The sequence below is a fragment of the Thiohalobacter thiocyanaticus genome (genome assembly GCF_003932505.1).
Taxonomy (GTDB): Bacteria; Pseudomonadota; Gammaproteobacteria; order Thiohalobacterales; family Thiohalobacteraceae; genus Thiohalobacter; species Thiohalobacter thiocyanaticus.
Genome location: NZ_QZMU01000001.1, coordinates 112,237 through 134,433, shown reverse-complemented (window position 1 = coordinate 134,433; position 22,197 = coordinate 112,237). Strand labels below are relative to the sequence as shown.

Genomic DNA, 22,197 nt, shown 5'->3' with positions numbered 1-22,197 from the left:
CTGGCAATTCCCCGGCGCTTCGCGTACTCTTCGCCGGCATCGCCAGACGGATCAACAGGCATGGCAAGGCGCCGATCGACTTCCCCCCGCAAACGCAAACGCCCCGCACGTCAAACCCAGCGCCGGCCGCGCCGCGCTTTTCCCTGGTTGCGCATCCTGTTGGTGCTGCTCGTCGTCCTGGCGGCCTACGGGGTGTACCTGGATGCGAGCATCCGGGCCAAGTTCGAGGGCCAGCGCTGGGCGCTGCCGGCACGCGTCTATGCCCAGCCGCTGGAACTCTACACCGGCCTGGAGCTGAGCCCGGCGCGCTTCGCCGCTGTGCTGGATCGGCTCGGCTACCAGCAGGTACCGGCGCTGCGTCATGCCGGCGAGTTCTCGCGCGACCGCGACCGGTTTCATGTGCATACCCAGCGCTTCCAGTTCTGGGATGCCACCGAGCCGGCGCGGCGTCTGCGCATCGACTTCGCCGGCGGGCGTATCAGTGCCATCAGCGATCTGGCCGGCGGCCGGGCGGTGCCCATCGTCCGGTTGGAGCCGGAACAGATCGCCAGCATCTATCCCACCCACGGCGAGGACCGCATCCTGGTCAGTCTGGATGGGGTGCCCGACTTTCTCACCGCCGCCCTGATCGCCACCGAGGACCGCGGCTTCTACGATCACCACGGCATCTCGCTGCGCGGCATCGCCCGTGCCCTGTTCGCCAACATCCGCGCCGGCGGGGTGGTGCAGGGCGGCAGCACCCTCACCCAGCAGCTGGTGAAGAACTTCTTCCTCACCCACGAACGCACCCTGGTCCGCAAGCTCAACGAGGCCCTGATGGCCCTGCTGCTGGAGCTGCATTACAGCAAGAATGAGATCCTCGAGGCCTATCTCAACGAGGTCTACCTGGGCCAGGACGGCGCCCGCAGCATCCACGGCTTCGGTCTGGCCAGCCGTTTCTATTACGGCCGCGCCCTGGAAGCGCTCACGCCGGAGCAGACTGCGCTGCTGGTGGGCATGGTCAAGGGACCTTCCTATTATGATCCCCGGCGTCATCCCGAGCGTGCCCGCGAGCGGCGCAACCTGGTGCTGGAGCTGCTGGCCGAACAGGGCCGGCTCGAGGCACGCGATGCCGCCCGGCTCCAGGCCCGACCGCTGGGCGTGGTGGACAAGCGCCGGGTGGCCAGCAATGCGCATCCCGCCTTCCTGGAACTGGTACGCCGGCAGCTGCAGCGCGATTACCGCGAGGAGGACCTGCGTTCGGAAGGGCTGCGCATCTTCACCACCCTCGACCCGCTGCTGCAGCGCACGGTCGAGGCGCAGGCCGACGCCCGTCTGACGCAGCTCGAGCGCGGCTACAATATCGAGCCCGACGCCCTGCAGGCCGCCGTGATCGTCACCCGTTATCAGAACGGTGAGGTACTGGCACTGCTCGGCGACCGTGACCCGCACGCCGCCGGCTTCAACCGGGCACTGGAGGCACGGCGCCAGATCGGCTCCCTGATCAAGCCCTTTGTCTATCTCACCGCCCTGGAATCGGGGGGCTATACCCTGGCCAGCCGGCTGGAGGATACCCCCTTCACCCTGGACATGCCCATCGGCGATCCCTGGCAGCCCCGCAACTACGACAGGAAATTCCGCGGCGAGGTGCTGCTGATCGATGCCCTGGTCGAATCCCTGAACGTGCCCACCGCGCGGGTGGGTCTGGATACCGGCCTGGACAGCCTCATCCGTACTCTCGACCGTATGGGCCTGGAGCGCGACATCCGGCCGCTGCCCTCGTTGCTGCTGGGCGCGCTGGAACTGACACCGCTCGAGCTCACCCAGCTCTACCAGGGCCTGGCGGCCAACGGTTTCCGCTCGCCGCTGCAGGCGATCCGTGAAGTGGTGGACGCCGAGGGCCTGCCGTTGCAGCGCTATCCGCTGGAAGTGCAGCGGGTGGCCGAACCGGCGGCCGTCTCTCTGGTGCAGTTCGCCCTGCGCGAGGTTGCCCTGCGCGGTACGGCCAGGGCGCTGGGCGCGCGCTTCGGCGCCGGGGCCGGACTCTCGGGCAAGACCGGCACCACTGACGAACTTCGCGACAGCTGGTTCGCCGGCTATGATGATGACCGGCTGATGGTGGTCTGGGTGGGACGCGATGACAACCGCAACATGGGTCTGACCGGCAGCCAGGGCGCGTTGCAGCTGTGGAGCGAAATCATGGCGCGCAGGGGCGTGCTGCCGTCGGTCTACACCCCGGCGACCGGGGTGGAACTGGCGGAAATCGACCCCGCTTCGGGCCTGCGGGCCGACCGTGGCTGCGCAGATCGGGTACAATTGCCCTTTATCGAAGGCACCGTACCCGAAACCCTGGCGCCCTGTGCGCGGGGCGAGGGCCTGAGTCCCGGCAACTGGTTCAAACGATGGTTCGACTGACACAGATTCTGTTCCGATTACTGCCCCTGACCGCGCTGCTGCTCTCGGCCTGCGCCAGCGTGCCGCCGGGGGAACGCGCGCCGGTCATCGATGCCGGCCAACCGGCCGGGACCGGCGGGGGCAGGGCGCCCGCGCCGGCCGCCACCGCCGACACCCCGGAAGATGGAGCGGATGTGGTCGTTATCCCGCTGGAACGTTCCAGTTCCGGTGCCAGTCCGGCAGTGGCCAGCCTGCTCGGACAGGCCGAGGCGGCCAGCCGCGAGCGCGACTGGTCGGCCGCGGCCGTGTCGCTGGAACGCGGCCTGCGCATCGAGCCGCGCAATCCCGTGCTGTGGAACCGTCTGGCCGAGGTCCGGCTGCAGCAGGGCCAGTACCGCCAGGCCGAACAGCTGGCGGCCAAATCCAGCAGTCTGGCCGGCGACGATTCCCTGCTGCAGGCCCGTAACTGGCGCCTGATCGCCCGTGCCCGGCGCCATCAGGGGGACGAGCGAGGGGCGGCCGAGGCCGAGCGCCGGGCCGATTCCTTGCGCTAACTGGCTGTCAACATTGTAGAATGCCCGAGAGTGCGGGATGTCGTAGGTTGGGCTTGGCTGGGCAAGGCCCAACATCTCACAGACAGGAGCGACCGGGCATCATGGCCGAGCCGAAATCCAACGACAATGACAAGCAGGGCGGCGAGGAGAATCCCTACGCCGTCGACAAGCTGATCTCCCAGGCCCGCCAGCTGGCGGCCGATTACTGGCGGGCCACCGGCAAGCCGCTGCCCGGCATCAGCGCCGAGATCGCCGAGAACGATGCCGCCCGGCTGCTCGACCTGGAACTGGTCGGCGATCGTGAGGCCGGTTACGACGCCGTCGGTCGCGGCCGCCGGGTCCAGATCAAGTGCCGCACCATTTTCGACGAGAGCAAGTCCGGCCACCGTCTCGGCCAGCTCAAGCTGGACAAGGACTGGGACAGCGTGGTGCTGGTGCTGATGGACGACAGCTACGAGCCCACCGAGATCTACGAAGCCGGACGCGACGTCATCACCGCGACCATCGACGAGGCCGCGGCCAGCAAACGCAGCAAGCGCGGCCCCCTGTCGATCGCCCGCTTCAAGGCCATCGGCCGGCTGGTCTGGACCCGGGAAGAGGGGCGGCTTGATTGAGACTGCGGAAGCGTTTTGAATCATTCAACAGAGTCCGTCATTGCGAGGCGCGGAGCCGCGGTACGAGATTGCCACGCTGCGCTCGCAGTGACGGATTGATATCAGAGAGTTCCGATAAATACCTGCCGGATTTGCCCAGCCAGCCACGAACTGACGCGTGACCGATTTCCACACCACAGCCGCCGACCTCCTGGGCCAATCCGGCCCCTTCGCCGAACTGGTGAACGGCTTCAATGTGCGCGAACCGCAGCTGCGCATGGCCGCTGCCGTGGAGCAGGCCATCGAGGCCCGCGAACAGCTGGTGGTCGAGGCCGGTACCGGCATCGGCAAGACCTACGCCTATCTGGTGCCGGTGCTGCACAGCGGCAAACGGGCCATCCTCTCCACCGGCACGCGACACCTGCAGGATCAGCTGTTCCACACCGACCTGCCGCGCGTGTGCGAGGCGCTGGGTGTGCAACCGAAAATCGCCCTGCTCAAGGGCCGGTCCAATTACCTGTGCCTGCACCGCCTGCAGCTCACCCTGGAGGAAGGACGCTTCGCCCGGCGCCGCCAGGCCGCCGAGGTGCAGAGCATCAACGACTGGTCCGGCCGCACCCGCACCGGCGATGTCAGTGAACTGTCCGACATCCCCGAGGACGCGCCGGTGTGGCCGCGCGTGACTTCCACGGCCGACAACTGCCTGGGCAGCGACTGCCCGTCCTATCGTGACTGCTACGTGCTCAAGGCCCGGCGCCGCGCCCAGGAGGCCGAGGTGGTGGTGGTGAACCATCATCTGCTCAGCGCCGACATGGCACTCAAGGAAGAGGGCTTCGGCGAGCTGCTACCGGGCGCCGAGGTGGTGGTGATCGACGAGGCGCATCAACTGCCCGAGACCGCCGCCCGGTTCTTCGGTCTGAGCCTGGGCAGCCGCCAGCTGCAGCAACTGGCGCGCGACACCCGGGCCGAACACCTGCGCGAGGCCGGTGATATGCAGGACCTGCCCGACAGCGCCGACGCGCTGGACAAGGCCGCCGCCGACCTGCGCCTGGCCTTCGGCCAGGGCAACCGCCGTCTGCCCTGGAAGGATATCCGCCACAAGCCCGAAGTGCGGGCCGCGCTCGACGGGCTCAGGGACGCGCTGGAGCAGCTGCGCGTTTGGCTGGAGACCGCTGCGGCGCGCGGCAAGGGCCTGGAAGGTTGCTGGCACCGGGCCGAACAGCTCGTCCACAAACTGGCCAGCGTGTGCACGGAGGAGGGCGGCGATCATGTCCAGTGGCTGGAAACCTACACCCGCAGTTTCGCCATTCATCTCACGCCGCTCAACGTCGCCGCCATCTTCCAGCAGCAGCTCGAACGCCTGCCGGCGAGCTGGGTATTCACCTCCGCCACTCTGGCCGTGGGACAGGACTTCCATCATTTCACCAGGCAGCTGGGCCTGGTGGAACCACGCACCCTGCAGCTCGACAGCCCGTTCGACTTTCAGTCCAATGGCCTGCTATACGTGCCAGCCGCACTGCCCGAGCCGAACAGCCCGAGCTATACCGACGCGGTCATGGACCAGGCCGAACACCTGATCGAGGCCAGCGGCGGCCGCGCCTTCCTGCTGTTCACCAGTCACCGCGCCCTGCAGGCGGCCGCCGAGCGGCTGCAGGAGTGTGAGCACCCCGTGCTGGTCCAGGGCCAGATGCCCAAACGCGAACTGCTGCGCCGTTTCCGCGAACTCGGCAATGCCGTGCTGCTCGGCACCAGCAGCTTCTGGGAAGGCGTGGACGTGCGCGGCGAGGCCCTCTCATTGGTGCTGATCGACAAGCTGCCCTTCGCCGCCCCGGGCGATCCGGTGGTGCAGGCCCGCATCGACCGGCTGCGCGAGGCCGGCGGCAATCCCTTCATGGATTTCCAGGTGCCCAGCGCCGTGATCACCCTCAAGCAGGGCGTGGGCCGGCTGATCCGCGATGCCACCGATCGCGGCGTACTGGTGCTGTGCGACCCGCGTCTGCTGAACAAGCCCTACGGCCGGATATTCCGCCGCAGCCTGCCGCCCATGCCGCTGACCCGCGAGCTGCGCGACGTCGAGGCCTTCTTCGCTGCGGGCATCGCCGACAGGGAAGCGAAGGCCCGCGCATGAACGCTCCCGCCCAGTACATCCTGGCCCTGGACACCGCCACCGAGGCCTGCAGTGCCGCCCTGTACGTTCAGGGGGACATGACTTCGACCTGTCAGGTCGATCCGCGCGGCCATGCCCGCAACATCCTGCCCATGATCGAGGAATTGCTCAACGGGGCCGGCCTGGCCATCCGGGAACTGAATGCCATCGCCTTCGGCCGCGGCCCGGGCAGCTTCACCGGCCTGCGCATCGCCGCCGGCATCACCCAGGGACTGGCCTTCGGCGCCGGGCTGCCGGTCATCCCGGTCTCCACCCTCGCCACCCTGGCGCAGGGCAGCGATAATGACGAGGTGCTCGCCGCCATCGACGCCCGCATGCATGAAGTCTACTGGGGTGCCTTCCGCCGCGATCGCGACGGTGTCATGCAGCCGGTCGTGGATGAGACCGTGCGTCCGCCGGACCGGGTGACCTGTCCCGGCCAGGGCGAATGGCAGGCCCGCGGCAGCGGCTGGAAGACCTACGGCGAGGCCCTGAACAACCACTGCACCGGGCGAATCGTCCAGTATGAACCCGATGCCCTGCCGCACGCCGCCGACATGATCCCCATCGCCCTGCAGCTGTATCGGCAGGGCCGGACCGTCAGCGCCGAACAGGCGGTTCCGATCTATCTGCGTGACCAGGTGGTCCAGACCCCGTCAAAAAGTTCCATTCCTCTCCCTTGACGGGGGAGGCCAGTCTTGTAGGTCGGGTTAGCAAAGCGTAACCCGACACTCACGGCGGGAACGTCGGGTTACGCCCTTCCGGGGCTAACCCGACCTACGATACTGCGTTGAGATTTGAACTGTTCAAGGAAAACCCATGGATCTGACACCCCTCGAGGAAACCAGACAGATCGTCAGGGACAACACTCACGGCGGTGCCTCGCTGCTGCTGTTCGCCCTGCTCAAGACCCTGTCCGCCGAGAACGGCCAGTACCTCTACCTGCTCAACAAACTCCGGGACATGACCCCCGAAACCCGCCAGCTTGCCTACCGCCTCATGGAACTGATGGCCCAGGGCGGCAATGAGAGCGAGGAATGGAAGACCACTGTCGTCGAGATCGAGGAACTGATCAGGAAAGGCTGACTCCTTCGGTATGGCTGGTACCGCATGAAGTTCCCTACTATAGTTTTCCGTAGCGCATTTTTCTTGTTAATGACCTGCTGTATCGGAGGAAAAGGAAATGAGTCAGAAACAAGCCTACGAAAAGAAGCTGCGGGCACAACTGGATGAATGGAATTCCGAGATAGACCGGCTCAAGGCAAAAGCGGACTCAGCCGAAGCCGATGCGCAGCTTGAATATTACAAGCATATTGAGGAGTTGAGGACACGGCAGGAAGCGGCCAGAACGAAGCTCGAAGAGCTGGAAAACGCCAGTGAAGATGCGTGGGAAGATCTCAAGGCGGGAGTCGAGAGCGCCTGGGATGATCTCGGTCAGGCAATCCGCTCGGCCGCAACAAGATTCAAATAAATCTCATTACTCCGATGAAGCTGCCAACTATTTCGCTTATCGTCTGCCTGATCCTGGCGGGCTGCGTTCATATGCGCGAGCCGGATACGATAATGGTGTACAAATACGACGGTTCCGTCCAATGCGAGGAGAGCGGGGTGGCCGTCGAGGACATGCGCCGGGAACTTACCCGCGCAGGGGTGGAGGTCGTGTGCGGCCGCAAGGCGCAGGACGGCAGGGCCTACCCGGCCATGTGCGGGGCGGCGACCGGCCGGATCAATGTCTACACCATCGACGAATCGGGTCTTGATACGGCCGAGGCGCTGGACTTCAAGTCGGTCGAGACGCTGCCCGACGCCAGGATTCCCCCCTGTGAATAGCTATTCCGCCACCGCCTTCTGAATCAGCGGCACCAGCGCCTCCGGCAGCCGGATCCCGCCGGTCAGGGCGAATTCCTGCGCCCGCGGAGACATCTTGCGCCAGGTGCGCTGGATGATGGTGATCCACTTCTCCTCGTCGTATTCCGGATGCTTGCCGGCGAACTCTTCCATGTAGTGTTCGATGAAGACAAGGGCGGCGATGTCCTCCACCATCTGGGTGTCCGGGTTGCGCTTGAGCGCCTTCTTGCCCACGGCCTGCTTGACCCGGTCGACGAAGTCCTCGTCGTAGCCGGCCTGTTCCAGCAGGGCGCCGACGGTTTCGGCATGGAAGTCGTACAGGGCGGTACGCCACTGGTGATAGCCCTTGCGGTCCATCGGATAGTCGCTGCGTGGGGACTTCCAGCGCTGAATGTGCTGCGCCCGCACGGCCAGTTTGGCGGCGGCGTCGGCATCCGGATCGAAACGCTCGATCATGTCACTCATGCGGTGGCCGTAGAGCAGTTCCTTGGGCCAGGTCTCGCCGTCGACCGTTTCCTGGTTGGGATCCTCGCGGTTGGCGGCGTCGATCCAGTTCGACGGCACGGTTGAACTTTGCGGTATCTGACATGCAGGAATTCCTTGTTGTGATTCCCGTCGAGTTTACCTCAGGCCCTGCAGTTCCAGCCAGCCGGACTTTCTCCTCACTCCTCGCTACATAAAAAACCCGCGCAAATGCGCGGGCAGGTTTCAGGCCAATGGAGTGTGTAATCCGATCAGATGAACAGGCAGACGTCCGATTCGCGCGCTACCGGCATAAAGTAGGTGGCGCCGACATAATCCAGGCCGTCGATGAATTCACTCTGCTCAAAGCCGAACACGTCCACCGTCATCTGGCAGGCATACATCTTCACGTCGGCCTCGATGCACAGTTCACGCAGTTCCTCGACCGTAGCCACACCCTTGTTCTTGAAGGTCTTCTTCATCAGGGAGGTGGCGACCTTCTCGAATCCCGGGATGCGGCCATGATCAGATTCGGCATTGGCCAGGTGATGTTCTGGAACCACTTGGGTCCGAACGGCATCTTCATCGGCATGGCCGGGTTGCCCAGCGGGCTGACCTCGGAGGGGATCTCCTTCTTCAGCAGCAGCAGGCCGTAAAAGGTGAAGAAGATGCTGGTTTCCCAGCCCAGCGCCGCGGCGGTGGAGGCCAGGATGAAGGGTGGATAGGCCCAGTCCAGGGTCCCCTTGGTGGCGATCAGTGACATGCTCGGGGTCTTGCTCTCCTCGATGGCCTCGAGCTTCTGTGGCAGGAGTTCATCGAGTTTCTCGTTCAGCCACTGGTCCATTTGTGCATTCGGTTCGTTCATGTGAGGTCTCCTCGGTCGATCGTGTACAGGGTCCCTTGATTGCCGTCAGTGTTGGTCTTGTGCGCGGGACGGCACGCGCTGGCTTCAATAGCCGAAGTCACCGGCCCAGGCGCCGGAACGGTGATCGATACTCACCCATTTCGGGATGAAGGCATCGGCACGCTTGGCCGGCATGGTCTTGACCGGCGGTGCGCCTTCCAGGGTGTCGATGTTGCAGACTTCCGCGACGACGGGCCGGAACAGCAGGCTCAGGCCGGGGTAAAGCTCGACTGGTTCCAGCACCGATTCCGGGGCGGCATCCACCTGATGAAAGCGTAGACGCTTGCGCAGCAGGCAGCTGAAAAACAGTTCCATCTCCACCACCATGGGGATGCCGAGCGACTCGGCTGCCTTGCGGGCACGGGGTGTCAGGGTCGCGGTGATTGGTCGTCCCTGCAGGAATACGGTAAAACTGCCTTCCTGTAAGGTCTGGGCCAGGCCCCGGGCGGGGCGGGCCTGGGTCGGTGTGCCGGTCATAAACGCCTCCTTATGTCGGTATGGGCGTGGAAACAACCAGTTGGTAGTAAAATAGACCTCGCAGGAGAAAAGTCAAGTAAATAAAATGAGTATGTATTTATAAGCTTCTTTCAATCAGGATTTTCAAATTGCTTGCTTACAGGGGAGAGGGACGCCAGACTGCGTAGCCCGTAATCATGACCAAGACCATGCCAACCGAAGAACGCCAGCGCACCCGCAATCCGGACGCCACCCGACGGCGGATCCTGGAATCCGCCTATCAGGAGGTCTATCGCCACGGTGTATCAGGGCACCGCCTGGACGACGTGCTCAGGGCGACGACCGGGCCGAAAACCAGGCGCTCTGTATCATCATTTTTCCCAACAAGCAGGCCCTGGGCTACGCCGTGGTCGAGGACGTGATCCGCGGCATCATCAGCGATATGTGGCTCAGACGCTGAGCAGGCCGAGATCACTGGCCAACATCATTCATATAATAAGGAACCAAAATGGGAAAAAAAAACACCCTGGCCGGGGACAAGCTCACACCCTGGGCTGTCCGCTCAACAACCTGGCCCAGGAGATGTCGCCGTTGGACGAGGGCTTCCGTCAGCGCATCGACCACGTCTACCGGGACTGGCGGACCTGGCTGGCGCGGAGGCGCTGGAAGTGCCCGGCGCAGGGACAGTTCGGTCCACGTGGGACGTGCGAACAGGTGGCGACCTTTTCATCGGGCCGCCCTTGCCGGCTGCATCGCATCGCCAAGAAGGCCCCAGAGCAAGGAGCCGCTTGGCCGTAATGGCGGCACCGGTCTGATAGCTATCTGGAGTTGTTGCGCGCCTGAGAACGCAATCCGAACCCACCCCGACGAGAACAATACTAATGAGAACGCAAGTTAGACGACACGCACAGGCTTCAAGGCCGCGGTCTGCATCAAGGCGCGTGCGCCGGGAATGGGGCCACCCGTGCAAAGCGGCGCAACAGCGCGAGCGACGCGCGTGAAGCCCTAACAATTGATTTTGAAAGGACAGGCCGTTGTGTGGCTCAACGTAGGCCTGCGTTATCGAAGCTTGCTGTAGGAGTGCTACAGCGGCGCTTCGCTGCCTTGGCCTACGTGAGCACACAACGGCTGAGTGTCCGCTAACTTGCGTTCTCATTAGTAAACGGATGATCCCCCGACTGGCCGAATGGATCCTGCGGTTGCGGCTGCTGTTGATCCCACTGCTGATCCTGCTGGCGCTGCTGGCCGGGACGGGTGCGCAGAAACTTCACTTCAGCAACGACTACCAGATCTTCTTCAGCGAGGAAAATCCTCAGCTTCTGGCCTTCGAACGGCTGCAGGACACCTACACCCAGAACGACAACATCCTGTTGTGGCTTGCGCCGGAAAACGGCACTGTCTTTACCCGCCATAACCTGGCCGCGGTGGAGTGGCTGACCGAGCAGGCCTGGCAGATTCCCTATTCCCTGCGGGTCGATTCCATCAGCAATTTCCAGCACACCTATGCCGAGTCGGATGATCTGGTGGTGGAGGACCTGGTCGCCGATGCCGAGGCGCTGGATGCAGACCGGATCGAGCGTATCCGCAGGGTGGCACTGATGAAACCCCTGCTGCACAACCGCCTGATCGCCCCGGGCGCGGACGTGACCGGAGTGAACGTGGTGCTGCAACTGCCGGGCGAGAACCTGACCGAGGAAACCCCCGAGGCGGTGGCGCATGCCCGTGCGCTGGTCGAACGCTTTCAGACCCGATTTCCCGGCATCGAGGTCTACACCACCGGCATGGTGATGATGAACAATGCCTTCTCCGAGGAGACCCGCCACGATATGGCCACCCTGGTGCCGGCCATGTTCGCCATCATCTTCGTTGTGCTGCTGGTGCTGCTGCGCTCGCTCACGGCCACCCTGGCGACCTTCGCCGCCATCGGCCTGTCCATCGCCACGGCCATGGGGCTGGCCGGCTGGCTGGGCATCGCCCTGTCGCCGCCCTCGGCCTTCTCGCCCCAGATCATCATGACCCTGGCCCTGGCCAACTGCGTACACGTGCTGGTCAATTTTCTGCATGGGATGCGGCTGGGCCACGGCCGGCGCGAGGCCATGCTGGAAAGCCTGCGTATCAACATCCAGCGGGTATTCCTCACCAGCCTGACCACCGCCATCGGCTTTCTCAGCATGAATTTCTCGGACGCGCCGCCGTTCCGCGACCTGGGTAACATCGTCGCCATGGGCATGGGTGCGGCCTTTGTCGCCTCGATCTTTCTGCTGCCGGGGCTGATGCTGCTGCTGCCGCTGCGGGTCCGCCCGCAGCCGGAAGCACGGCGGATGGCCATGGATGCACTGGCCGAGTTCGTCATCCGTTACAAGCGGTCACTGCTGTGGGGTATGGGACTGCTGATACTGGGACTGATCGCCCTGATCCCGAAAAACGAGCTCAACGACGAGTTCGTGAAATATTTCGACGAGAGCATCGAGTTCCGTACCCACACCGATTTCGCCATCGACAACCTCACCGGCATCTACACCATCGAGTATTCGCTGCCGGCAGGCGAGCCGGGCGGCATCGCCGACCCCGACTTCCTGCGTCGGGTCGAGGCCTTCGCCGACTGGTACCGGGAGCAGCCGGGCGTGCTGCACGTCAATACCTTTACCGACATCATGAAGCGGTTTGACATGAACCTGCATGCTGACGATCCGGACTGGTACCGCCTGCCGCGTGAACGCAACCTGGCCGCCCAGTACCTGCTGCTCTACGAGATGTCGCTGCCCTACGGACTGGACCTGAACAACCAGATCAACGTGGACAAATCCGCCACCCGCCTGACCGTCACGGTCGACAGCCTGTCTTCCAATGAGCTGCTGGCGCTGGAGGAGCAGGCCCGGGCCCTGGCTGCGCGAGCATGCCCCGGCGCAGCTGGTGGAGGGGGCGAGTCCGGCGCTGATGTTCGCCCATATCGGCAAGCGCAATATCCAGAGCATGCTGGGCGGGACCACGCTGGCGCTGGTGCTGATATCCATGATCCTGGTCCTGGCGCTGCGCTCGCTGCGCATCGGATTGATCAGCCTGATCCCCAACCTGGTCCCGGCGGCGATGGCCTTCGGCCTGTGGGGACTGCTGGTCGGGCAGGTGGGGCTGGCCCTGTCGGTGGTCACCGGCATGACTCTGGGAATCGTGGTCGACGATACCGTGCATTTTCTCAGCAAGTACCTGCGGGCACGGCGCGAGCAGCACCTGGCCAGCGAGCACGCCGTGCGCTATGCCTTCCATACGGTCGGCACGGCGCTGTGGATGACCACCCTGGTGCTGGCCGCCGGTTTCCTGGTGCTGGCGCAGTCGGCCTTCGTGATCAACGCCGGCATGGGTACCCTGAGCGCCATGACCATCCTGCTGGCCCTGCTGGCGGACTTCCTGCTGCTGCCCCCCCTGCTGATCTACGCCGACCGGCGCAGAAACTATTGAAGGGACTCCCGCCGAGGGCCGCGGGCGGCTACCAGCGGTCAGGGATGCGCTTGTTGATGACGAAGCGCTTGCCGTCCATGGAAATGTAATTTCCGGCCCGCAGATCCTTGAGGATGCGGCTCACCATTTCGCGCGAGGATCCCACCTGATCGGCGATATCCTGCTGGGTCAGGGACGGCGTGACCAGACGCCCGTCCTCCTCGATCGCCAGCTGCAGCAGCAGGTTGGCATACGACGCCCGAATACATCCATCAACGCGAGGCTCTTGGCATGATCGGTGGTCCGGCGCAGGCGCTCGCCCATCCCCTCGAGCATCCGGATGGCCACCCTGGGATGCGTCTCCAGATAGTCGATGAAATACGCCCGCGTCAGCACCGACAGGCGACACCGGGTCAGCGCTTCGATGGAAGCGGAGCGCGGCTGTTCGTCGATGAGTGAGAGCTCGCCGAAATAGTCCCCCGGGCCCAGGCGGTTGATGATGTTGGCCCTGCCGTCCTCGTCGCTGACGTAGACCTTCAGCTCGCCGTCCAGAACCAGATAGAGTGAACTCGAGGCATCACCCTCGCTGATGATGATGCTGTTCTTTCTGTAGCTGCGGACCGTTGAGGCGGCCGCGATCTGCGCCAGGTCGTGGTCATCCACGTTGGCGAACAGGGGGATTGTGCGCAGGGCTTCGACGCTCATGCCCCGATGGTATACGAATTCAGCCCGGACGGCGAAACGTCGGGATACATCCCGGTTAGCGGATGGTTCCATTGTCCCTGCGGATGGCCTATGCTTGCGTTCAGACACCGGCGGTCAATAGGGGGCCGGTGTCGCCGGGTCACGCGCCGGAGAGCGCGGACCATCAGGATACCTGCTGTGCATTAGGGAGGGGGCTGTGGGGATAACTGCCAAATTCAACCTGATTCTGGTCTCTGTGCTCGGAACCGGCTTCGCGGTAATCGGCCTGAACACCCATCGAACGCTGTACGAGAGCGCCTATCACGAGGTCCTCAGACAGGCCGGCCTGATGATGGACAGCGCCATGGCGGTGCGCGGCTATACCATCGACGAGATCCGGCCGCTGCTGGTCGATGACCTGGAGGAAAGCTTCCTGCCCCAGATCGTGCCGGCCTATGCGGCGACCCGGAGTTTCATGCGTCTGCACGAAAGCAATCCCGACTACGTCTACAAGGAAGCCACCCTGAACCCGACCAACCCGCGCAACCGGGCCGTGGACTGGGAAACCGACATCATCAGCATGTTCCAGAACCAGCCGCAGCTGGAGGAGTTCACCGGCGAGCGTGATACTCCGAAGCGGCGCTCCCTGTACCTCTCGCGTCCGATTCGCATCGGCAATCAGGACTGCCTGAGCTGCCACAGCACACCGTCGCAAGCACCGCAGACCATGCTGGCACGCTATGGCAACGCCAACGGTTTCGGCTGGAAGCTACACCAGGTGGTGGGTGCACAGATCGTATCGGTCCCGATGGAGGTTCCCATCGCCAAGGCCCAGGAGACCTTCCGGCTGCTGATGATCGTGCTGGCAGTCACCTTCATCGTCGTGATCGTACTGATCAATGTGCTGCTGCGGTTGACCGTGATCAGCCCGATCCAGAAGATGTCGCATACCGCGGACCAGGTAAGCCGGGGCACCCTGGATGTGCCGGAGTTCGAGACGGCGGGCAGAGACGAGATTTCCGTACTGGCCGCTTCCTTCAACCGCATGCGCCGCAGCCTGGACAAGGCAATGGCCCTGCTCGACGGCGAACGGCGGTGAGCGGATGAGTGAGCGGATGAGTGAGCGCAACCGTACCTGGCTGTGCTGCGTGGCCTTTCTGGATGTCGTTGGTTTCAGCAAGCACCACCTGCAGGCCCAGATCGCGATCAAGGCTCACCTCGATGCCCAGGTACAGAAGCTGCTCGCCAAATACACCGAAAACGATTATATCCTGCTCGATCGCGGCGACGGGGCGGCCGCGTGTTTTCTGGTGGAACCGGAAGCGGCCCTGTATTTCGCGCTCGATCTGCGCGATGCCGTCCGTGCTCAGGAGGGCGGCACGGTGCCCTATGAGGTACGCATCGGCATCAACCTGGGGCCGGTCAGGATCGTGCACGACGTCAAGGGTGAGGAAACCACCCTGGGCGAAGGCATCAACTGCGCCGCCCGGGTCATGGATTTTGCCGGCGCTGGTCAGATCCTCGTCTCGCGCTCCTTCTACGAGGTGATCGGCTGTCTCAGCCAGGAGTATTCCGAACTCTTTCAGTATATGGGCAGGAAAGCGGACAAGCATGTCCGCGAATTCGATGTCTATGAAGTGGCGCCGGCCCGAAGCGAAGCGGGCAACCGGGCGGCAGTACTCAATCAGCCGGTTCCGGCGGTCGTGACCGGGCCATGGGGACCGGAAGCGCTGCAGGACCGCGTGGATCGCCTGAGCCAGGAGATCGGTCCCATGGCCAGGATACTCGTGCACCGGGCCGCCCAGCGGGCCGGATCACTCGAGGAAATCGATCAGATCCTGGCCGCGCCTGAAATCCGGGTGACACCGCAATCCAGTGACACCACTCCCGCACCGGCCAGTGACATCGATCCGGCTCTGCTGGCACGGGCCGAGCAGCTGCTCAGCGATTATATCGGTCCGATCGCGTCACTTCTGGTCAGGAACGCCGCCGGGCAGGCCCCTGATCCTGACAGTCTGGGCAGGATGCTGGCCGCCGAACTCGCCGACCAGACCGAACAGCAGGCCTTTCTTGCTGACCTGGGGCAGGACCGCTAGGCTGCCATTGTCCGGCGGCAGGCACGCTTTCCTGCGCAATCTAAAAACATATAACTTATTATTATATATATTATTTTCCCGTCATTGCGAGGCGCGCAGCGCCGTGGCAATCTCCAAAATTTCATGCCCCACTCCCGGGGTGTGAATAAGTCACAGAATCCGCTCCACTAGTTAACGGCGCCTCCATGGGCTCTTCCGTACAGTTGTTTCCATCGGGACGGCAACAGGCCACCCGAAAACAAACGACCAGAGGAGAGCACCCCATGAAGACGATCATCACAAACAACCTCCGCCGCACCTTCATTTCTCTCACCGCCGCCGTGGCCGTCGCTGTACCCGGCCTGGCCTCCGCCGGTTTCGGCGACCGCATCCAGACGGTCAAGACCCGGGCCAATGTCCACATCACCAACGTGCGGGACAAGCAGCCGATCCGAAACCGGATCGATGAAGCGAAGGAACCCGCCGCCGAGATCTTCCAGCAGGTAAAGGATATGCAGGTCATGGAACAGTTCCGGGAGAGCATGGGGCTGATCAGGGAAAATGCAGTCCGATTATGTGTATTTCACCGGCGGTGAGGGATGCAACGCGCACTGCGCCGGTTTCCGCGCCAGCCTCAGGAACACGTTCAACAATTTTTCCGCGCTGGTCGACGAGGTGCCCGCGCTCAGCGGCAACGGCAACCTGAAGGCGAACATCCAGCGTATGTCCAATCTGATCGACTACATGCCGCCGCGGGCCCTGTACCTGATGTGGCAGGCGACTTCGTCCAGGGTGGCCGAGATGGAGTCGATGGCTGACGAGATCCGTCAGGCGTTGGACACGCTGCCGCCGCTGATGCGTCCTTCGACGCTCGGCGCCCCGCAGACGTCGGCGGATACGCGCAACGCCGGCTCCGGTTCCGGCAGCGGTCTCTGCGCCTGGTCGGATCAGGACGACAAGCCTTACGTCGAACTGATTCAGGCCCGTCTGGAGCAGCTGGGATGGACCTTCGAGAAACTGGCCGGCATCATTCCCGACCTGATGGTGAGGGGCGAGGCCGGGGTCTCTGCCGGTGCCGCCGTGACCAACGGCGAGGCCAGCGCCGCCGTCGGCATGAAGCCCTCCGACAGCATGAAGATCAGCCTGAAGGTACTGGCCGCAGTGCCGCAGGAGATCAACTGGATCATCAGAATCAATATGCTGCGCGCCAAGGTCTACTGCTCCTGAATCCCGACTCTCCCTGATCAGGAAGGGAAGCGGACTGCTTCCCTTCCTGTGTCGTTGCACACCAGAGCGCCGAACATATCCCCGTACCTGTGCCAATCCTGATCCAGATCAAGTTCGCTGCAGTCATGACACACCTGACAGGCTGCGCAGCTTCCCTGGCATACATTCTGCTCCTATCATGTGCGTCAACAGGAGTCGGATTATCAGGAGAACTGTAATGGCACATATTGTCATCATCGGCGCCAGTACCGGCGGCATGCCGGCCGCCTACGAAATCAAGGAAGCGCTGGGCAGCGGTCACAAGGTCACCGTCATCAACGCCACGCCGGATTTCCATTTCGTTCCATCCAATCCCTGGGTGGCCGTCGGCTGGCGCAGCCGCGCCGATATCAGCTTCGACATCAAGCCCCGGCTGGAGAAGAAGGACATCGATTTCATTCCGGTTGCGGTCAGCGAGATCAAGCCCGAGGATAACCGGCTCACCCTGGCCGATGGCCGGACGATCGATTACGACTATCTGGTAATCGCCACCGGGCCGAAGCTGGCCTTCGACGAGGTCGAGGGACTGGGCCCGGAGGGCTTTACCGAATCGGTCTGCACCGTCGGGCACGCCGAGAAGGCCTATGCGGGCTGGCAGAAGTTCGTGGAGAGCCCCGGCCCGATCGTGGTCGGCGCAGTGCAGGGCGCATCCTGCTTCGGTCCGGCCTACGAGTTCGCCTTCATCATGGACGCGGACCTGCGCAACCGCAAACTGCGCGACAAGGTACCCATGACTTTCGTTACCTCCGAGCCCTACATCGGCCACCTGGGTCTGGGCGGGGTTGGCGATTCCAAGGGCATGATGGAATCCGAACTGCGCCAGCGCCATATCAACTGGATCACCAACGCCAAGGTCACCCGGGTCGACGCGGGCAAGATGCACGTCGCCGAGCACAATGCGGACGGTGAGGTAATCAAGGAGCACGAACTGCCGTTCGATTATTCCATGATGCTTCCTGCCTTCAAGGGGGTGGACGCCGTCGCCGCGCTCGGCGAGGATCTGGTCAATCCACGCGGTTTCGTCAAGGTCGACGAATACCAGCGCAATCCCAAATGGCACAATATCTATTCAGTGGGCGTATGCATCGCCATCCCACCCGTGGAGCCAACGCCGATACCAACGGGTACACCCAAGACCGGTTACATGATCGAATCCATGGTCACGGCCGTGACCCACAACATAAAGAACGATCTGGAGGGTAAACCGGTTGACCGCGAGGCGACCTGGAATGCCATCTGCCTGGCAGACATGGGCGACACCGGGGTGGCCTTCGTCGCCATGCCGCAGATCCCGCCCCGCAATGTTTCCTGGATGAAGAAGGGTAAGTGGGTGCACTACGCCAAGGTCGCCTTCGAGAAATATTTTCTGTCCAAGATGAAGCGCGGCTCGACCGAACCCGTGTACGAGAAATACGTCCTCAAGGCAGTGGGCATCGCCAAGCTGAAGTAGGACGGAGACATTGCCGCGCGGGATTGTTTGTCAGGATATGTCAGGCCGGAAGGATTGTATCCCGCGCTGACTTTTGCTGTCATTGACATGACAGTGTCATGAAGTGAACCAGGCAGACCGCAGGAACCCAGCATGCCGAACCGGATCAGACCCAGTTGCGACCAGATCATCATCGATATCATGCCGAACCCCTTCGTGGTGATCGACAGCGATTTCAACATCGTCGCCGCCAACCGCAGCTACCGCGAACGCTATGGCGTACAGCCCGACCAGCTGATCGGACGCAAGTGTCACCAGATATCGCACCATTCCGATGTGCCCTGCAGCCAGCACGGAGAACATTGTCCACTCGAAGAGGTATTCGCCCGCCGCCAGGCCACGCAGGTCATGCACATCCACTATGACGGCAAGGGCCGCGAGGAGTATGTCCAGCTGCATGCCAACCCGCTGCTGGGAGACAGCGGCCAGGTACGCTATATCGGCGAGACCATCTTTCCGGTCACGGCCCCGGATACGGCCACGGACACCCTGCTGATCGGCCGTTCCCGGCCCCTGCTGCGCATGACCAGCCTGCTGCAACGGGTTGCCCCCACCCAGACCACGGCCCTGCTGCTGGGAGAGAGCGGCGTGGGCAAGGAGGAGGTGTCCAAGTACATCCATCATTATTCGACGCGCGCCAATGGGCCCTTCATCGTGGTGGACTGTGGTGCACTCGGCGAAAGCCTGATCGAAAGCGAGCTGTTCGGGTATGAAAAGGGCGCCTTTACCGGGGCGGCACAGCGCAAGAAGGGCCTGTTCGAGGCCGCCAACGGAGGCACCCTGTTCATCGACGAGGTCGGCGAGCTGCCGCTCCCGCTGCAGACCAAACTGTTGCGGGTACTGGAAAGCGGTCAGATCCGCCGCATCGGCGGTACCGACTACATCGACGTGGATGTGCGTATCATTACCGCCACCAATCGCGATCTGCAGCGCATGGTCGCCGCAGGCGAGTTCCGTCAGGACCTCTACTACCGGTTATCCGCCTTCCCCGTCTATGTACCGACCCTGCGCGAGCGCAAGGACGACATCCCGCAGCTGGCGGAGCATTTTCTCGGCCGCATGGAGAGCGCGGACCGTCATCTGCCGCTGTCGGCAGAGGTGATCGAGGCCCTACTGGATCACGACTACCCCGGCAATGTGCGCGAGCTGCGCAACATCATTGAGCGCGCCGCCATCCTCGCTGCCGACGGCATGATCCGTCCCGAACACATCGTGTTCGAGGACACCCCGGTGCCGATCGACACCCATGTGCCCTCCCATCGTACCGACAAGCTGCTCTCGCGGCGCAGCGGACGCCTGAGTGTGCAGGACGTGATGTCGGCCCTGGACCGGGCCAACGGCCATCGGGCCCGTGCCGCCGGCCTGCTGGGGGTGAGCGAGCGTACTCTGTACCGCTACATCAAGCGTCTCAAGCTCGACACCTGCCATCAGGGCGGACTACAGGAAGGCTGACATATCTGCCAGTCAGCGCCAGCAGTTGCAGTCATTGTCAGGCAATGGCAGTGATTTACTCAGGAGTCAGAATACACGGCTACAGTTTCACGGCGTCATTCCCGCGCGGGCGGGACAAAAGCGTGCAGCGCGTTGAACGCCTTTATGCCCTATGGGGACGAAGGACGAGCGCAGCGAGTAATCCATAAACCGCTGCGGCGGCTGGATCCCCGCCTGCGCGGGGATGACGGTGCCTCCGGTTCTGTAGCCACTATTTCTGACTACTGTGTAACACGAATAATTTGGTTGCCGGATTAAATCAGGACATAAAAAAACGGAGCGGCACCGGCCGCTCCGCTGGACTGCGTCAGGCTGAATTACTTGCCTTCGACCGTGGTCAGGCCAAGAATCTCCCAGTTCTGCATGCCGCCGCGGTACCACTTGATCTTGTGTGCGGGATAGCCGAACTTGAGCAGAGACTTGATGTTGTTCGGTGACTGACCGCACCACATGCCGTTGCAGAACATCACCAGGGTCTTCACGTTCGAGAAGTCCCACAGGCCCTCCTGCTTGCGTGCCCCGAACTGATTTTCCATGATGTCCTCGATGGTGAAGGGGTCGGAGCGGCTGGCATTGAGCTGGGTCCAGGGGATGTTGATCGAACCCGGGATGGTGCCGCGCTCGATCCAGTCCGGCGTGCGCGAGTCGATGACCAGAATGCTGTCATCGCCGTTTTCCTTGCGCTGCAGGTAGTCCAGCATCTCGGTCTCGGCGATGGTTTCCACCCCCGGCGCCAGGCTTATCGGCTGAATGCAGAAGGGCGGACATTTGCGTGAAGTCTTGGAAAAGGCCGGATCGACCGTGTTCTTCTCGTTCTGATCACGCATGATGGTGACCTTCTTGCCCTGATGGGTCACCGTCAGGCTGGCCTGTTCCGGGGTTATCTTGACGGCGATGTCGTCCTCAGCTGCCAGAACTGGCGTGCTCAGGCACAGGCCCAGCAGGATGCTGGATACAGTGTTTCGGATTGATATCATCGATTCTCTCCTCTGGTGTGTTATGCGTTGTTACCGGGTTTTCGTGCCTGTCGGCGCGATGACGGGATGGATTGACCGGGCGTCCGGCATCAGCAGTCCGGGTCTTCGGGGATGACGGGCTCTTCGGTGCCGCCGTTGCTGTCGTCGCCCTCGGCGTCTTCCGCCGCGGTCAGCGCAGGCTGGGTGGCGAGAAGGACAAGCAGGATCAGGCTCCAGTAAGGCATCTCAGACACTCCTCCATGGTGGCATCGGGTCCGAGACGGGACGGTCAGGGGTCGGCCGTGTACTCCCGCATCAGTGCCACTCGTTTCAAATAGGCCTCTCGGGCTACCTGAACGTCTTGCAGGAAGGGTGCCAACTCATCCAGACGCAGGGCCTGGGGGCCATCGACCAGGGCCTTCTCCGGCGCCGGGTGGAAATCCACCAGCACCATGTTGGCCCCGGCGATCACGCCCTGTGCGGTGACATGCATGACATCGAGCAGCCGATCCGGCGCCCGATCGCGGCTGCCGACCGAGTGCGAGGGGTCGATGCACACGGGCAGGCGGCTCAGGCGCTTGACCACGGGTACGTGGGCAAAGTCGACGAAGTTGCGGTGCGGATCGCCCATGTTGGTCTTCATGCCGCGCAGTCCGAACACGATGCGGCTGTTGCCCTCGCTGGCGAGATACTCGGCCGCGTTGAGGGACTCCTCCAGGGTGATGCCGAAACCGCGTTTGAGCAGTACCGGCATCTCGGTCTGCCGGCCGACGGCCTTGAGCAGTTCGAAGTTCTGGGTGTTGCGGGTACCGATCTGCAGCATCACCCCGGTTGGGTGCCCGGTCTGTTCCAGCGCCTCGTGGATCTCGCGCACATGATTTTCGTGCGTGACCTCCATGGCGATGACCCGGATACCGTACTTGCCGGCCAGCTCGAACACATAGGGCAGGCAGCTCTTGCCGTGGCCCTGAAAGGCATAGGGGCTGGTACGCGGCTTGTAGACACCCATACGGGTGCAGACCTGGCCGTGTTCCTGCAGGGCCTGCATCATCGTTTCGACATGTTCGGGGGTGTCCACCGCGCACAGGCCGGCGAACACGTGCAGTTCGTGCTGGCTGAAGGTCACGCCCTTATAGGTGAATTCCAGCGAGCGTTCGTTGTCATGATGGCGGCCGATGATGCGGTACTCCTCGGAGATACGCACAACGCGTTCCACCGTCGGCAGAGTGGACATCTCCTCGATCGACAGGGCGCTGGTGTTGCCGATGAGATAGATCTCGGTCAGTACCTGTTCGGCACCTACAACCCGATGGGTGCGGCTCTGGATGTCGGGCAGCTGGTCGAGAAAACGCATCAGCTGCCGGTAGGTATCGGATTCGGGATCGGTATTGGGTTCGAGGATGAGAATCATCGGTCGCGTCCTGTGAGTCTGCGGGGATTGTTGTTGTATCCTGTATCCTTATAC

The 22,197-nt window shown here is 63.0% G+C and carries 23 protein-coding genes and 2 pseudogenes; 17 read left to right on the top strand and 8 right to left on the bottom strand.

From position 1 onward, the window contains the following. Positions 1–60: 60 nt before the first annotated feature. The 8 genes from mrcB (at position 61) to D6C00_RS00645 (ending at position 7,496) form a co-directional block, all read left to right on the top strand. Positions 61–2,394, top strand: coding sequence for a penicillin-binding protein 1B (mrcB, locus tag D6C00_RS00680; RefSeq protein WP_125179854.1), 2,334 nt, complete (start codon positions 61–63; stop codon positions 2,392–2,394). Further along, the gene (locus tag D6C00_RS00675; protein ID WP_125179853.1) at positions 2,382–2,927 is read left to right on the top strand and encodes a tetratricopeptide repeat protein; all 546 of its coding nucleotides are present in this window, start codon (positions 2,382–2,384) and stop codon (positions 2,925–2,927) included. The genes mrcB and D6C00_RS00675 overlap by 13 nt, the downstream gene beginning before the upstream one ends. Before the next feature lie 101 nt (positions 2,928–3,028). After that, entirely contained in the window at positions 3,029–3,541 is a 513-nt protein-coding gene (locus tag D6C00_RS00670; RefSeq protein WP_125179852.1) for a DUF6998 domain-containing protein, read from the top strand. A gap of 157 nt (positions 3,542–3,698) precedes the next feature. Then, on the top strand, positions 3,699–5,648 hold the full coding sequence (locus tag D6C00_RS00665) for an ATP-dependent DNA helicase (RefSeq protein ID WP_241546757.1): 1,950 nt from the start codon (positions 3,699–3,701) through the stop codon (positions 5,646–5,648). After that, positions 5,645–6,349, top strand: a complete 705-nt coding sequence (tsaB, locus tag D6C00_RS00660) for a tRNA (adenosine(37)-N6)-threonylcarbamoyltransferase complex dimerization subunit type 1 TsaB (protein ID WP_125179851.1) — start codon at positions 5,645–5,647, stop codon at positions 6,347–6,349. Before D6C00_RS00665 ends, tsaB begins: the two co-directional genes overlap by 4 nt. A gap of 136 nt (positions 6,350–6,485) precedes the next feature. Further along, positions 6,486–6,752, top strand: a complete 267-nt coding sequence (locus tag D6C00_RS00655) for a hypothetical protein (protein WP_125179850.1) — start codon at positions 6,486–6,488, stop codon at positions 6,750–6,752. A gap of 97 nt (positions 6,753–6,849) precedes the next feature. After that, entirely contained in the window at positions 6,850–7,137 is a 288-nt protein-coding gene (locus tag D6C00_RS00650; RefSeq protein WP_125179849.1) for a sll1863 family stress response protein, read from the top strand. Between the two features lie 92 nt (positions 7,138–7,229). Beyond that, the gene (locus D6C00_RS00645; RefSeq protein WP_125179848.1) at positions 7,230–7,496 is read left to right on the top strand and encodes a hypothetical protein; all 267 of its coding nucleotides are present in this window, start codon (positions 7,230–7,232) and stop codon (positions 7,494–7,496) included. On the opposite strand, the gene D6C00_RS00640 is transcribed toward D6C00_RS00645, so the two are convergent. The 3 genes and pseudogenes from D6C00_RS00640 to D6C00_RS00630 form a co-directional block, all read right to left on the bottom strand. Further along, a complete protein-coding gene (locus D6C00_RS00640) occupies positions 7,497–8,078 on the bottom strand; it encodes a DUF4202 domain-containing protein (protein WP_206609477.1) in 582 nt (193 codons plus the stop codon). A gap of 170 nt (positions 8,079–8,248) precedes the next feature. Beyond that, positions 8,249–8,739, bottom strand: a pseudogene (gene dsrE2 / locus D6C00_RS00635) (sulfur carrier protein DsrE2). A gap of 186 nt (positions 8,740–8,925) precedes the next feature. After that, positions 8,926–9,357: a hypothetical protein gene (locus D6C00_RS00630; protein WP_125179846.1), complete on the bottom strand. Its 432-nt coding sequence runs from the start codon at positions 9,355–9,357 to the stop codon at positions 8,926–8,928. A gap of 279 nt (positions 9,358–9,636) precedes the next feature. Between D6C00_RS00630 and D6C00_RS16660 the strand changes: the two genes are divergently transcribed. The 3 genes and pseudogenes from D6C00_RS16660 (at position 9,637) to D6C00_RS16500 (ending at position 12,792) form a co-directional block, all read left to right on the top strand. Further along, positions 9,637–10,134 carry a TetR family transcriptional regulator C-terminal domain-containing protein gene (locus D6C00_RS16660; RefSeq protein ID WP_399359922.1) on the top strand — a complete coding sequence of 166 codons (498 nt, stop codon included), beginning with the start codon at positions 9,637–9,639 and terminating at the stop codon, positions 10,132–10,134. A 368-nt stretch (positions 10,135–10,502) separates the two neighbouring features. Further along, positions 10,503–11,588 (top strand): annotated as a pseudogene (locus D6C00_RS16505) (efflux RND transporter permease subunit); the annotation flags it as partial. A gap of 595 nt (positions 11,589–12,183) precedes the next feature. Continuing rightward, positions 12,184–12,792 carry an efflux RND transporter permease subunit gene (locus tag D6C00_RS16500; protein ID WP_317623016.1) on the top strand — a complete coding sequence of 203 codons (609 nt, stop codon included), beginning with the start codon at positions 12,184–12,186 and terminating at the stop codon, positions 12,790–12,792. A gap of 28 nt (positions 12,793–12,820) precedes the next feature. On the opposite strand, the gene D6C00_RS16655 is transcribed toward D6C00_RS16500, so the two are convergent. Both D6C00_RS16655 and D6C00_RS00610 read right to left on the bottom strand, forming a co-directional pair. Continuing rightward, complete coding sequence (locus tag D6C00_RS16655; RefSeq protein ID WP_399361178.1) at positions 12,821–12,964, bottom strand: helix-turn-helix domain-containing protein; 144 nt, start codon at positions 12,962–12,964, stop codon at positions 12,821–12,823. Beyond that, on the bottom strand, positions 12,961–13,476 hold the full coding sequence (locus D6C00_RS00610; protein WP_158675235.1) for a Crp/Fnr family transcriptional regulator: 516 nt from the start codon (positions 13,474–13,476) through the stop codon (positions 12,961–12,963). The genes D6C00_RS16655 and D6C00_RS00610 overlap by 4 nt, the downstream gene beginning before the upstream one ends. 196 nt (positions 13,477–13,672) lie before the next feature. Here D6C00_RS00610 and D6C00_RS00605 point away from each other — a divergent pair, with 196 nt between their 5' ends. The 6 genes from D6C00_RS00605 to D6C00_RS00580 all read left to right on the top strand — a co-directional run bounded on the left by D6C00_RS00605 (position 13,673) and on the right by D6C00_RS00580 (position 19,737). Continuing rightward, positions 13,673–14,554 carry a c-type heme family protein gene (locus tag D6C00_RS00605; RefSeq protein WP_125179842.1) on the top strand — a complete coding sequence of 294 codons (882 nt, stop codon included), beginning with the start codon at positions 13,673–13,675 and terminating at the stop codon, positions 14,552–14,554. 16 nt (positions 14,555–14,570) lie between these two features. Further along, positions 14,571–15,551 carry an adenylate/guanylate cyclase domain-containing protein gene (locus D6C00_RS00600; protein ID WP_158675234.1) on the top strand — a complete coding sequence of 327 codons (981 nt, stop codon included), beginning with the start codon at positions 14,571–14,573 and terminating at the stop codon, positions 15,549–15,551. 263 nt (positions 15,552–15,814) lie between these two features. After that, positions 15,815–16,126: a hypothetical protein gene (locus D6C00_RS00595; protein WP_125179840.1), complete on the top strand. Its 312-nt coding sequence runs from the start codon at positions 15,815–15,817 to the stop codon at positions 16,124–16,126. Next, the gene (locus tag D6C00_RS00590) at positions 16,107–16,757 is read left to right on the top strand and encodes a hypothetical protein (protein ID WP_125179839.1); all 651 of its coding nucleotides are present in this window, start codon (positions 16,107–16,109) and stop codon (positions 16,755–16,757) included. Before D6C00_RS00595 ends, D6C00_RS00590 begins: the two co-directional genes overlap by 20 nt. A gap of 217 nt (positions 16,758–16,974) precedes the next feature. After that, positions 16,975–18,246, top strand: coding sequence for an NAD(P)/FAD-dependent oxidoreductase (locus D6C00_RS00585; RefSeq protein ID WP_125179838.1), 1,272 nt, complete (start codon positions 16,975–16,977; stop codon positions 18,244–18,246). Between the two features lie 132 nt (positions 18,247–18,378). Beyond that, entirely contained in the window at positions 18,379–19,737 is a 1,359-nt protein-coding gene (locus D6C00_RS00580; RefSeq protein ID WP_125179837.1) for a sigma-54 interaction domain-containing protein, read from the top strand. 356 nt (positions 19,738–20,093) lie between these two features. On the opposite strand, the gene D6C00_RS00575 is transcribed toward D6C00_RS00580, so the two are convergent. The 3 genes from D6C00_RS00575 to D6C00_RS00570 form a co-directional block, all read right to left on the bottom strand. Continuing rightward, positions 20,094–20,753, bottom strand: a complete 660-nt coding sequence (locus tag D6C00_RS00575; protein WP_125179836.1) for a rhodanese-like domain-containing protein — start codon at positions 20,751–20,753, stop codon at positions 20,094–20,096. Between the two features lie 89 nt (positions 20,754–20,842). Beyond that, the gene (locus D6C00_RS16250; protein WP_255416736.1) at positions 20,843–20,977 is read right to left on the bottom strand and encodes a hypothetical protein; all 135 of its coding nucleotides are present in this window, start codon (positions 20,975–20,977) and stop codon (positions 20,843–20,845) included. Positions 20,978–21,021: 44 nt separating this feature from the next. Continuing rightward, complete coding sequence (locus D6C00_RS00570; protein WP_125179835.1) at positions 21,022–22,143, bottom strand: 3-deoxy-7-phosphoheptulonate synthase; 1,122 nt, start codon at positions 22,141–22,143, stop codon at positions 21,022–21,024. Between the last annotated feature and the right edge of the window lie 54 nt (positions 22,144–22,197).